At 57.0% G+C, this 11,495-nt stretch carries 12 protein-coding genes and 1 pseudogene; 5 read left to right on the top strand and 8 right to left on the bottom strand.

From position 1 onward, the window contains the following. Positions 1-161 precede the first annotated feature (161 nt). From gatB to gatC, 3 genes are read right to left on the bottom strand one after another with little or no spacing between them, the layout of a single operon-like run. Entirely contained in the window at positions 162-1,628 is a 1,467-nt protein-coding gene (gene gatB / locus ACILQA_RS06985) for an Asp-tRNA(Asn)/Glu-tRNA(Gln) amidotransferase subunit GatB (protein WP_395629050.1), read from the bottom strand. A gap of 1 nt (position 1,629) precedes the next feature. After that, on the bottom strand, positions 1,630-3,114 hold the full coding sequence (gene gatA, locus ACILQA_RS06980; RefSeq protein ID WP_395629049.1) for an Asp-tRNA(Asn)/Glu-tRNA(Gln) amidotransferase subunit GatA: 1,485 nt from the start codon (positions 3,112-3,114) through the stop codon (positions 1,630-1,632). Next, a complete protein-coding gene (gene gatC / locus ACILQA_RS06975) occupies positions 3,114-3,401 on the bottom strand; it encodes an Asp-tRNA(Asn)/Glu-tRNA(Gln) amidotransferase subunit GatC (protein ID WP_306063945.1) in 288 nt (95 codons plus the stop codon). The genes gatA and gatC overlap by 1 nt, the downstream gene beginning before the upstream one ends. Before the next feature lie 127 nt (positions 3,402-3,528). Here gatC and ACILQA_RS06970 point away from each other — a divergent pair, with 127 nt between their 5' ends. The 4 genes from ACILQA_RS06970 (at position 3,529) to ACILQA_RS06955 (ending at position 7,381) form a co-directional block, all read left to right on the top strand. Further along, complete coding sequence (locus ACILQA_RS06970; protein ID WP_395629048.1) at positions 3,529-4,638, top strand: DUF3089 domain-containing protein; 1,110 nt, start codon at positions 3,529-3,531, stop codon at positions 4,636-4,638. Then, positions 4,635-5,096: a Holliday junction resolvase RuvX gene (ruvX, locus tag ACILQA_RS06965; protein WP_306063947.1), complete on the top strand. Its 462-nt coding sequence runs from the start codon at positions 4,635-4,637 to the stop codon at positions 5,094-5,096. The genes ACILQA_RS06970 and ruvX overlap by 4 nt, the downstream gene beginning before the upstream one ends. 75 nt (positions 5,097-5,171) lie before the next feature. Beyond that, a complete protein-coding gene (locus tag ACILQA_RS06960) occupies positions 5,172-6,167 on the top strand; it encodes an aspartate carbamoyltransferase catalytic subunit (protein ID WP_395629047.1) in 996 nt (331 codons plus the stop codon). Continuing rightward, positions 6,164-7,381, top strand: a complete 1,218-nt coding sequence (locus ACILQA_RS06955) for a dihydroorotase family protein (RefSeq protein ID WP_395629046.1) — start codon at positions 6,164-6,166, stop codon at positions 7,379-7,381. The genes ACILQA_RS06960 and ACILQA_RS06955 overlap by 4 nt, the downstream gene beginning before the upstream one ends. Positions 7,382-7,415: 34 nt before the next feature. Here the strand turns inward: ACILQA_RS06955 and ACILQA_RS06950 are convergent, their stop codons facing one another. The 5 genes from ACILQA_RS06950 to hisI all read right to left on the bottom strand — a co-directional run bounded on the left by ACILQA_RS06950 (position 7,416) and on the right by hisI (position 11,220). Continuing rightward, the gene (locus ACILQA_RS06950; protein ID WP_395629045.1) at positions 7,416-8,768 is read right to left on the bottom strand and encodes a tetratricopeptide repeat protein; all 1,353 of its coding nucleotides are present in this window, start codon (positions 8,766-8,768) and stop codon (positions 7,416-7,418) included. A 31-nt stretch (positions 8,769-8,799) separates the two neighbouring features. Continuing rightward, the gene (locus tag ACILQA_RS06945; protein WP_395629044.1) at positions 8,800-9,447 is read right to left on the bottom strand and encodes a hypothetical protein; all 648 of its coding nucleotides are present in this window, start codon (positions 9,445-9,447) and stop codon (positions 8,800-8,802) included. A gap of 19 nt (positions 9,448-9,466) precedes the next feature. Beyond that, entirely contained in the window at positions 9,467-10,183 is a 717-nt protein-coding gene (locus ACILQA_RS06940; protein WP_395629043.1) for an AAA family ATPase, read from the bottom strand. A gap of 156 nt (positions 10,184-10,339) precedes the next feature. After that, positions 10,340-10,864: a hypothetical protein gene (locus ACILQA_RS06935; RefSeq protein ID WP_395629042.1), complete on the bottom strand. Its 525-nt coding sequence runs from the start codon at positions 10,862-10,864 to the stop codon at positions 10,340-10,342. After that, positions 10,861-11,220, bottom strand: a complete 360-nt coding sequence (gene hisI, locus ACILQA_RS06930) for a phosphoribosyl-AMP cyclohydrolase (protein ID WP_395629041.1) — start codon at positions 11,218-11,220, stop codon at positions 10,861-10,863. Before hisI ends, ACILQA_RS06935 begins: the two co-directional genes overlap by 4 nt. A 128-nt stretch (positions 11,221-11,348) precedes the next feature. Here hisI and ACILQA_RS06925 point away from each other — a divergent pair. Beyond that, positions 11,349-11,495, top strand: a pseudogene (locus tag ACILQA_RS06925) (amidophosphoribosyltransferase); the annotation flags it as partial.

The raw sequence follows: 11,495 nt of genomic DNA, 5'->3' as shown, positions 1-11,495 counted from the left end.
ACACCTTGCGATGCCAGAACCTAAATCTGGTGCGTCTACCAATTCCGCCACGCCCGCTTACGAAAAGCTGCCGTTTCACAAACGACGGGAGCCTCTAACGGGAAAGCCCCGCTAGGGCAAGGGCAGAAGCGGCAAAACCGCCGCTGCGCCCTTATCACCTGTTAACCAAGCGCCTTTTTCAGCAAGTCGTTGATGATTTGCGGATTGGCCTTGCCCTGCATCGCCTTCATCGTCTGGCCCACGAAGAAGCCAAACAATTTGTCTTTGCCCGAACGATATTCGGTGACCTTATCTTCATTGGCGACCATGATCTTGGCAATTTCTGCCTCAATTGCGCCCGTGTCATTGGTCTGTTTCAGGCCTTTTTCTTCGACAATCGCAGATGCACCCTGCCCGGTCTCAAGCATGATTTCAAAGACCTGCTTGGCGATGCTGCCGCTGATCGTGCCATCGGCGACAAGGCCAAGAAGCTCGGCCGCTTGCTTCGGATTGACCGGGCTTTCGTCCAAGGTCTTGCCCAGCTTGTTCAGCGCACCGAACAATTCGGACATCAACCAGTTGGACGCCTGCTTGGCATCGACGCCTTCGGCCAACAAATCTTCAAACCAAAACGCCGTTTCGGCTTCCGCCGTCAGAACAGCGGCATTGTATGCGGTAAGGCCCAATGCTTCATAACGCGCACGTTTGGCGTCGGGAAGCTCTGGCAAGGACGCACGGCATTCCTCCAGAAACGCGTCGTCGAGTTCGACCGGCAACAAATCAGGATCGGGGAAATAACGATAATCATGCGCGTCTTCTTTCGACCGCATTGAGCGCGTTTCCATCTTGTTGGGGTCGAACAAGCGGGTTTCCTGAACCACTGCGCCGCCGCTTTCGATGAGATCCACCTGACGCTGCGCTTCATACTCAATCGCCTGCATCATGAAGCGGATCGAGTTGACGTTCTTGGTCTCTGTACGCGTACCCAGTTCACCACCGGGCTTGCGGACAGACACGTTGACGTCAGCGCGCATGGAGCCTTGTTCCATATTGCCGTCGCACGATCCAACATAGCGCAGGATGGAACGCAGCTTCTTGAGATACGCGCCAGCCTCTTGCGGGCTGCTAATGTCAGGACGCGACACGATTTCCATCAGCGCGACGCCAGAGCGGTTCAAATCGACAAAAGACATTGTTGGATGCTGGTCATGCATCAACTTGCCGGCGTCTTGCTCGACGTGGATGCGCTCGATACCGATTTTCTTGGTCGGGCTATCGGGGTCTTTTTCGTTCAACGTAACCTCAATTGCGCCCTCACCCACGATGGGGTGATAAAGCTGCGAAATTTGGTAGCCCTGCGGCAAATCGGCGTAGAAATAATTCTTACGGTCAAAGCGCGACCAGCGGTTGATCTGCGCATTGATCGCCATGCCGGTCCGCACAGCCTGACGCAGGCATTCGCGGTTTGGCACGGGCAACATGCCGGGCATCGCTGCGTCGACAAGGCTGACATGACTGTTGGGTTCGGCGCCAAAGCCGGTTGATGAGCCCGAAAAGAGTTTGGACTCGCTGGTGATCTGCGCATGGACTTCAAGGCCAATCACGACCTCCCACTCGCCGGTGTTTCCCTGGATGCGGTACTCGCTCATATTACCACCACTCTCCGGCTTCCGCCGTAAATCCTGAACGCTGCTCGATCGCGAGGCCGGCGTTGAGCACAGCCTGTTCGTCAAGCGCCTTGCCGATAATCTGCAGCCCCAAAGGCAGGCCTTGCTTGTCGAGGCCACCCGGAACCGACATCGCGGGCAAGCCAGCCAATGAGGCAGGCACCGCGAACACGTCGTTCAAATACATCGACAATGGGTCGGCGTTCTTCTCACCCAAGCCAAACGCCGCGCTTGGTGCGGTTGGCGCGAGGATGAGGTCACAGCTTGCCCACGCATTGTCGAAATCGCGTGCGATCAAGGCCCGGACCTTTTGCGCCTGCGTGTAATATGCGTCGTAGAAGCCAGCGCTGAGCACATAAGTGCCGATCATGATACGGCGGCGCACTTCTTCGCCGAAACCAGCGGCACGGGTTGCGGCATACATATCCTGCAGGCCAGCGCCCTCAGGCAAGTCGCGCAAACCAAAGCGGACGCCGTCATAGCGCGCAAGGTTCGATGACGCTTCAGCAGGGGCGATGATGTAGTACGCAGGCAGCGCATATTTTGTGTGCGGCAGGCTGATGTCGACGATTTCCGCGCCGGCATCCTTCAGCCATGCGATGCCATTATCCCACATCTTGGCAATATCTTCATCGATACCATCAAGACGATATTCGCGGGGAATGCCAATGCGCTTGCCCTTCAGATCGCTGTTGAGAGCGGCTTCCCATGCGGGCACAGGCAAATCCAGTGAGGTCGAATCCTTTGGATCAAAGCCGGCCATGGCTTCCAACATGATCGCGCAATCGCGGACGTCGCGCGCCATGGGGCCAGCTTGGTCAAGCGAACTGGCGAATGCCACAACACCCCAACGCGAGCAGCGGCCATAGGTTGGCTTTATACCGCTAATGCCGACAAATGCGGCAGGTTGGCGGATGGAACCACCGGTGTCGGTACCTGTCGCAGCAGGACACAACCGCGCCGCGATGGCAGAGGACGACCCGCCCGATGAACCACCCGGCGCAAGTGCGGCGTTGTCACCATTATTGCGACGCCAAGGCGAAATGACATTACCGAAATAGCTGGTTTCGTTCGACGAACCCATGGCGAACTGGTCAAGGTTGAGCTTGCCCAACATCCCTGCCCCAGCCTTCCAAAGATTGGCGGATACCGTCGACTCATAGGTCGGAACGAAGCCTTCAAGCATATGGCTTGCAGCGGTCGTCTGCACACCTTCGGTGCAGAACAAATCCTTCATGCCAATTGGCACACCGGCCATTTTGCCAAGTGGCTTGCCAGCAGCGCGGTCGGCATCAACCGCTTGCGCAGCCGCGACGGCCATTTCAGGCGTTTCCACGATAAAGGCGTTGAGTGCCTTTGCCGCAGCAACGCGCGTGTTTAGTGCTTCAGCAACCTCAACAGCTTTGAATTCGCCGTTGGCGACGCCATCACGAATGGCAGCTACGCCCAATCTCGAAAAATCAGTCATTATTCAATCACCTTGGGCACGCCAAAGAAGCTGCCTTCCTTCGCTGGCGCATTGGCAAGCACCTTGTCGCGGACATCGCCATCGGTGACGACGTCGTCGCGCAGGCGCAGCTTATTGGAGATGACAGCCGTCATCGGCTCAACGCCAGTGACGTCGACCTCGCCCAATTGCTCCACCCAGGCAAGAATGCCATTGAGTTCGCCGACCATCTTGTCAGCCTCTGCATCGCTAATCGCGATGCGCGAAAGCCGTGCGATTTTGTTCACGGTATCTTTATCTACAGACATAAGCCAGCCGCTAGCATTGCACCTGCCCCGCTTCAACGGAAAAGCTTAATCTTTCAGGCTCTATTCAATTTTCCGATGCTATTTCCATCCAATCGGCTAAATCGCATCAAAATTTCAGGACATAAACTTGGCTCGTAAATTCATTTATATCGTTGCAGCGCTGATCGTCCTCGTCATTGCGGGCGGTTTCGTTATCCGCATTTATGAGGCTGAGCTTACCGAACTGGCATTCGTGCCAACGGCAAAGTTCGAAAAACAAGCAGCGTTTGAACCAAACAAATATGCCAGTAACGATATGTGGTTCGCGCGCCCCGGCAAGGCGACAAACCCGGCCGACTGGTTGCCTGTGGGCGCGGCCAAACCAGAAGTTCGCGGATCAGCGGCGATATTCTTCGTCCACCCGACATCTTATATTGGCAGGGACCATTGGAATGCCCCGCTGGACGATGCGGAATCGCAGGATCGCGCCAGATTGTTCCTACGCGGCTTGGCCTCGCCATTCGCCAGCACCGGCGAAATGTGGGCGCCCCGCTATCGTCAGGCGGCTATTGGATCGTTCTTGACTACGAAGCCCGAGGGTCAACAGGCGTTAGACGCCGCATATCAGGACGTTCTTTTGGCGTTCGATGAATTTGTAGCGAAAGTGCAAAAAGACCGGCCGATTATATTGGCTGGCCATAGCCAAGGCGCGTTGCATCTTACACATCTGCTAAAGGATCGCGTTGCAGGCAAACCAATCGCCAAACGAATCGTCGCCGCTTATGTTGTTGGCTGGCCAATTTCAGTGGACAATGATGTCGCTGCGATGGGGCTGCCCGCATGTTCGGGTCCGGATCAAACGGGGTGCATCATGGCGTGGCAGAGCTTTGCCGAGCCGGCCGAATATGACCGCATATCAAAAGTCTACGATGCAACGACGGGTTTCAACGGGGAAAGCCGCAAAGGCACAGCAATGCTGTGCACCAATCCTTTGAACGGTGGCGCAGCAGCTGCGGCAGACATGAAGGTCAATTTGGGCACGTTAAAGCCAGATGCGTCGATGGAAGCCGGCGAGCTGGTCGTCGGTGCCGTACCCGCACGATGCGATCCAAAGGGCTTTCTATTGATCGGCGATCCGCCCGAAGTTGGTCCATATGTCCTGCCCGGCAACAATTACCATGTGTATGACTTCCCGCTTTTCTGGGCGAATGTGCGGGCGGATGCCACGTTGCGACTGTGGAAGTTTCTTCAGAAATGATTTTTGACGCCGTCGCGGACTTTCTGGAACAGCTGCCCGACGGCGGCGTGTTGATAGGGCTGGATATCGGCACCAAAACGATTGGCACGGCGTTTTGCGACGCGGGCTGGACATTTGCATCCCCCGCAGATCTGATCCGCAGAAGCAAGTTTTCCAAAGACAAAGCGTTGCTCAGCGCCGCAATTGCGACCCGCCCCACGCGCGGCATCGTGATTGGCTTGCCGCTCAACATGGATGGCAGCGAAAGCCCCAGAAGCCAATCAAGCCGGGCTTTTGCTCGCAACATCGCTGATCTTGGCCTGCCGATTTTGTTGCGCGACGAACGTTGGTCGACCCAAGCGGTTGAGCGCGACATGATTGCCGCCGACATGAGCCGCGCAAAACGGGCCGAAAAAATCGACAGCGGCGCAGCGGCATTCATTTTGCAAGGCGCGATCGATGCGCTGACCATTGGGTGACGTTTTTGCCCGGCCAAGACATAGCCGACAAAATGATTGAGTATTGCCCCCCTTCCCTTTAAGGGCATCGCTTTAATGACATGGACACAGCCTTTTGCAGCCGACAGCTTTCCAAGCGGGTCGGGCGCTTTTCCGCACAAGCATTTGCTTGGTATCGCTGGACTTCAGAAATGGGAAATTCTCTACATCCTGAAAGAGGCTGAGCAATGGGTGGCCTTGAACCGCTCCGGCCCTGCAAAGCATGACGGCCGATTGTCGGGCCTTACGATTATCAATGCCTTTTTTGAAAACTCGACACGCACATTGTTGTCGTTCGAAATTGCTGGAAAACGGCTTGGCGCAGATGTCGTGAATATGCACGCGGCGCAATCGAGCGTCAAAAAAGGCGAAACACTTATCGACACGGCCATGACGTTAAACGCCATGCGCGCCGATGCCATTGTCATCCGCCACGGCAGTTCCGGTGCGGTGCAGCTGATTTCAAGCAAAGTCGATTGCCCTGTCATCAACGCGGGCGACGGAAGCCACGAACATCCCACGCAGGCGCTGCTCGATTCGCTAACCATCATGCGCCGCAAAGGGCAGGTTGAGGGCCAAACCGTCGTCATCTGCGGCGATGTGCTCCACAGCCGCGTTGCCCGCTCAAATCTGTTCTGCCTCAAAACTCTGGGCGCCGAAGTTCGCGTCGTTGCGCCCCCTGCATTGATGCCAAGCGGTCTCGAGGCATTTGGGGCGCAGACATTTACCAATTTTGATGCTGCATTGGATGGCGCGGATGTCGTCATGATGCTGCGGCTTCAGAATGAGCGCATGCAGGGGGACTTCATCCCCTCGCCACGCGAATATTTCCACCTATACGGCCTCGATGAACGCCGCCTAGCGTTGGCCAAGCCCGATGCGCTGGTCATGCACCCGGGCCCAATGAACCGCGGCGTAGAGATTGCGAGCAATGTCGCCGACCATGTTGAGCGCTCCGCCATTACCGAACAGGTAGAAATGGGTGTCGCCGTTCGCATGGCGTGCCTCGATATACTCACCCGAAAAGCACGCGGTCAGGAGGGTTGGTCATGACCGGAATCAGCATCCTGAACGGCCACGCCATTTTACCGGGCGCGAACAAGGCCGAGCCACTGAATGTGCATGTCGAAAATGGCAAAATTGCCTCGGTTGGAAAAGCCGCCCCGATAGCGAACCAGTTGGACGCCAGCGACCTCATCATCGCGCCGGGCATCATTGATTTGGGCGTGTTTAAGACCGACAAGCCCGCTTTCCGCTTTGGCGGTATTACGCGCGCCGCATTGATGCCTGACCAGTCGCCAGTGCACGACGACCCCGCAACGGTCCGCTTTGCAGCGTTGAAAGGGAAACCCGATCTGTGGGTACATCCCCTCGCTGCAGCAACACAGGGCCTCAACGGGCTGCAAATGGCCGAAATCGCGCTGATGAAAGAAGCAGGCGCAGTTGGCGTTGCCACAGGACGCAAATGGATTGCCGATAGCGGCATATTGCTGCGCATCATGCGCTACTGCCATGCGCTCGACCTGCCCGTCTTTGTGCACAGCGAAGATGCAGGCCTATCGGGCAACGCGGTTGCAACGGCCGGGGAAACAGCGACGTTGCTGGGTCTCTCCAGCGCATCCCCCATCACCGAAGCACTTGCCATCGCCCGCGACCTATTGCTCGCGGAGGAAAGCAGCGCGCATGTGCATTTCCGCCAAGTGACGACCGAGCGCGGGCTGGACCTCATTCGCGCAGCGAAGGCAAAGGGCTTACGCATCACATGCGGCATTACGCCGGGGCATTTGTTCCTGTCCGACAATGCCGTTTCTGATTTCAGAACCTTCGCCCATCTGTCGCCGCCCTTGCGTTCGGAAAGCGACCGACTTGCCTGTATCGCAGCCATTGCCGATGGCACGATTGACGTGATTGCATCCGGGCACGACCCGCGCGGGCCAGAGGACAAGCGCCTACCCTATTCCGAGAGCGCGCCGGGCATGGCGGGGGCGGAAACGCTTCTCGCGCTGTCGCTCAACCTCGTGCGGGACAATGTGATTTCAACCGGACGGTTGTTCGAACTGCTGGCATCAAATCCCGCGAAGATCTTGGGGCTGAATGCAGGTCACATAGCAGAAGGGTTTGAGGCAGATCTTATCCTCGTCGATCCAGACGCACCGTGGCAGGTCGATGGCGACCGCATGGCCGCACTTGCGGGCAATACGCCATTTGACCGACTGCCGGTGCAAGGTCGCGTTCGCCATATGCTAAAGGGCGGCAAGGTCATTTAGATCCGCCGCCCAATAACGTTTCAAATCTACCAATTTATCGTGCGGCGATCTTACGCCCTGCGGCATTCGCCGTGCGGATATTTTGGGGTCCGCCATTCGTCCGCACGAAGCAATCGCCGCCTTGCGACTTGATCATCTTACAAGTTGCCCGTGCGCTTGATGCGTCCCCGAAACCCATTGCAGCCAGACGAACAAGTTTCTTGCCATTGACCGTGACGGTCGAGCTGGCAGAATCAAAGCCGTTCAATGCGCGGTAGCGTTTGGCATATTTGTTCCAAGCCGCTTGCGCACTGGCCACAGACGAGAACGCGCCCAGCTGAACCAAGTGGTTTCCCGCAGCCGGTGGCGTTTTTGCCTTTGGCACATAGGACACGGCAAGCTTCACCGGTGCAGCCACAAATGACTTTGCCGGGACTTCTGACGCTTTGATAAGAGGCGCTTCATACGCAGGCTGGCTCGGCGCAGCCTCGGCAGCCCTCATATAATTCTCAACAGCCGCAAAACCTGCACTGTCCGAAACAGGTGCCGGACCCACCGCAGCCAACTCCACTGCTGCAGCCGGTGCAGACGAAACATCTGCCAATTCTGGTGCAGCCGTTGGCGCGACATCAGCCTGCGCAAATCCAATGGCATTAATGCTGCTTAATGCGAGGCGCAGCGGCTGTCCTGTATCCGACATGTCAGGCTGAACCTTCAACAGACCTGCTACGCGCGACGCATAAGCACCGGGACGCGCGAGCTGCGCCCATTCGGCGATCCGTTCGTTGACACGCTCCTGCGGCATATCTTGCGAAGCCATGATCCGCGCATCGCGCCAGCGACCATCAAGTGCATAGGCCAATGCCAGATTCTGCCGTATGCGCGGTGTGGCAGGCTCGGTGCGCACGGCATCGGTCAGGATTTTGACGGCATCCGCCGAACGCCCCGCCAAAGCCAAAGTCAAAGCATAGTCGCTGACAGGCAGAATGGATCGGTTCGAATCGACAAGCAAAACGGCAGATTCGGTATTGCCCAAGGCGATGCGCGCCAATGCGAGGCTGATGACGGTGCGCGAGTCGGCTTGACCCAGCTCCATAACATCCATCAACGTCCGTTCGGCTGAGGCAAAACGTCCCTTCGCCATGTACACACGCGCCAGCAACCCACGATAATCCCGGTTTTGCATATCGGCCTGAACCGCACGCTCTGCAAAGGCCAATGCCTTGTCGGCCTTGCCTTTGGCCAGCGCGCGTTCGGCTTTCTTTGCCCAGGCAAATGCCTTTTGCGGCGATGCGATATTGACGGAAGCATTGACCGTGCTGCCCGCTCCGGCCGCTGACGCAGTCATTGCCGGCACCACAACCAACGCAGCCGACAAAGCCAGCTTTATGAAAAAATGGCTACTCATGACATCACCTCAAAAAAGCTAAATATAGGCATCAGTGTTTTTTCGCAGGAACATGGGACGCGAGGTCATCAATTTCCGGCATGGATCCGAGAAGTGCATCAAGCGCATCAGTCACAAGCTGTTGCGCCGACTGGTGGCGCACCGCGCAAGCCAGCCGCAATTTCAAATGCCGGTCGCTATCAAGACGCAAGGTGAAGGCTGCTTTCTCTTTCAAGCCAGGCTTTGACCGGGCACGCGAACGTGGCGCATCCGTGCTACCACGACGCAAAACGAGCGGTGTTACAGGCTCCGGCGTCACAGTAACAAAAGTCGGTGCATCAGCGACCAATTCCGGCTCCTCCACAAAGTTGTCAAAGCCAACCTGCGGTTCGTCGTCAAAGCCAACCTGCGGTTCAAGGTCAGCGAAAAGTGCGTCTGCGAGACGATCTTGCTGATGCTTCACTTCGGGAACAGCCGCGGCAAGCGGGTTAACCCCGTGAAAGCCGTGGTCATAATCCATCGGAGTCGTGGGATCGGGATCGACATCATATCCCATATCGTTCCAACCCAGATCCTCTTGCGACATTGCCGCGTTGCCATTGCTCGAAAGCATTGTTGAACGACGCATAGCGGGACGTGCCAGACCTTTGCGTGCCAGCAATATGCCCGAAAGCGAAGCGATTGGTTTAGGTTCACCCATTTTTATGCCCTTCCTGCGCTTAACCTACGACCCGGCGGCCGAAGCCACCCATGGGACGCGCGGCGGATATTTGATGGCTTACTGCAGCCGGCGCACTGAAGACGGTGCGCCGGAAATTCTTTTCGAGACGGTCCGAAATATATGTCCAAAGCTGGATAACCTCTTGCGATGACCGACCATTGGGGTCGATTTCCATCACGGTGCGGCCATCAATCATGGATGCAGCAAAATCGGTGCGATGATGCAGCGTCGTCGGCGCGACGGTGCCGTGCTGCGACAGTGCCACCGCGGCTTCCGAAGTAATCCGGGCCTTTGGCGTCGCTCCGTTGACAACGAAGATGAGCGGCTTGCCAGCGCGTTCACACAGGTCAACGGTGGCACCCACGGCGCGCAAGTCATGCGGGCTTGGCCGCGTCGGCACGACGATCAGCTCTGATACTGAAATAACACTCTGGATAGCCATCGTAATGGCGGGCGGCGTATCAATCACCGCCAGTTTAAAACCTTGCTGCCGCAATACGGCAAGGTCGGAGGCAAGGCGGGACACCGTTGTCTGCGCAAACGCAGGAAGGTCGGCTTCACGTTCATTCCACCAATCGGCCAAAGACCCCTGGGGATCGATATCGATAAGCACAACCGGCCCCGCGCCCGCCAGCTGCGCCTGAACCGCCAAATGGCAGGACAGGGTCGTTTTGCCCGACCCGCCCTTCTGTGATGCCAATGCGAGTACCCTCACATCATTCCCCTTTTGCAAATGTTTGAAATGGGGATGTGACAGAACAGCGCTAAAAATTGGTTAACACGGAACGGGATGTCGGATTTTACTGTTCGGATGCTCCTGCACGCACAGGTGACGATATCCGGGCCAAGCGTGCTTAGCGATACCGCGGTCTTAACCGCAGAGGCGCTCGATTTCGCGACCAAGTGTATTGCGGGCCGCGCTGTCGCCTGGTTCAATCATGAAATAATGTGTGCCGGAAAGGCTCGCTTTTTCTGAGCAATAGCGTGCGCAACCGCTTTCAACCGCACCAGCAAAGCGCAGTTCAATGCCGTCATAGCGGGCAGCGAAAGTGCAAGCACCTTTACCGTTCAATGCAATTTCGACCACATCGCCTTGAACGGACGCTGTTCCGGTTCCTTCGCATTTGCTTTCGGGCCCGAAGACCGCAAGAAAACCGATATCGAAGCGGTTAGCGCCGTTGTTCACCGCACAGAATTTGTCGATGCCAAGATCGCTGCGCGTTTCAAAACGGCCCGCAAATGCGATTTTATCCGGGTTCGGCAAAACACCCGTCTCCACCGCGCGTGCATCAAGCGTTGCGCCAGCGTCCGACCCAAGGGTCGATGTGAGCGCGCCATCACCGCACCCGGCCAACAGCGCGCATGAAGCGAAGATTGGAAATACCGTGCGCGTCACACTGGTTCCAATCCGTCCTTCGTTATCCGGCGATAAAAGCAGCTGCGCGCGCCCGTGTGACAGGTCGGGCCTTGCGGCTTTGCGATTATCCAAATGGCGTCCTGATCACAGTCAATGCGCATATCGACAATGTGCAGGACATTGCCGCTGGCTTCGCCCTTTTGCCAAAGCCGTTGACGGCTTCGCGAGTAAAATACCGCAGTGCGGCTTTCGATGCTTTTGGCGAGTGCTTCGGCGTTCATATGCGCCACCATCAATACGGCACCGTCCGCCGCATCCGTGACCACAGCAGTCAACAATCCGTTGGCGTCAAATTTGGGTGTGAGGGCAAGCCCTGTTTCAATCTCTTCGGTCATGTCCAAGGCCTAACGCAAGGGCAAGTGGCCCGCCAACATTTTCTTTGTTACATTAGCACGACAAGGGGGAGACAATCGATGACGCGTTGCCTATAGGCCAGCCAGCGACGCGCAGCGGGATTCGAATTATGCTGACCACCGATCCATTTGATGATGACAAACTTCGCGAGGAGTGCGGCATTTTTGGTGTCTACGACGCCGAAGGTGCTTCGGCGATGGTTGCGCTTGGCCTCCATGCGCTTCAGCATCGTGGCCAGGAAGCCGCCGGCATCACC

It is taken from the genome of Sphingorhabdus sp., assembly GCF_044239005.1.
Classification (GTDB): Bacteria; Pseudomonadota; Alphaproteobacteria; order Sphingomonadales; family Sphingomonadaceae; genus Sphingorhabdus_B.
This window is presented reverse-complemented; position numbering and strand designations above follow the sequence as displayed.

Coding starts and splice junctions, on each gene's coding strand:
- gatB (WP_395629050.1), bottom strand. CDS start 1,628: ATGAGCGAGTACCGCATCCAGGGAAACACCGGCGAGTGGGAGGTCGTG.
- gatA (WP_395629049.1), bottom strand. CDS start 3,114: ATGACTGATTTTTCGAGATTGGGCGTAGCTGCCATTCGTGATGGCGTC.
- gatC (WP_306063945.1), bottom strand. CDS start 3,401: ATGTCTGTAGATAAAGATACCGTGAACAAAATCGCACGGCTTTCGCGC.
- ruvX (WP_306063947.1), top strand. CDS start 4,635: ATGATTTTTGACGCCGTCGCGGACTTTCTGGAACAGCTGCCCGACGGC.
- ACILQA_RS06960 (WP_395629047.1), top strand. CDS start 5,172: ATGACATGGACACAGCCTTTTGCAGCCGACAGCTTTCCAAGCGGGTCG.
- ACILQA_RS06955 (WP_395629046.1), top strand. CDS start 6,164: ATGACCGGAATCAGCATCCTGAACGGCCACGCCATTTTACCGGGCGCG.
- ACILQA_RS06950 (WP_395629045.1), bottom strand. CDS start 8,768: ATGAGTAGCCATTTTTTCATAAAGCTGGCTTTGTCGGCTGCGTTGGTT.
- ACILQA_RS06945 (WP_395629044.1), bottom strand. CDS start 9,447: ATGGGTGAACCTAAACCAATCGCTTCGCTTTCGGGCATATTGCTGGCA.
- hisI (WP_395629041.1), bottom strand. CDS start 11,220: ATGACCGAAGAGATTGAAACAGGGCTTGCCCTCACACCCAAATTTGAC.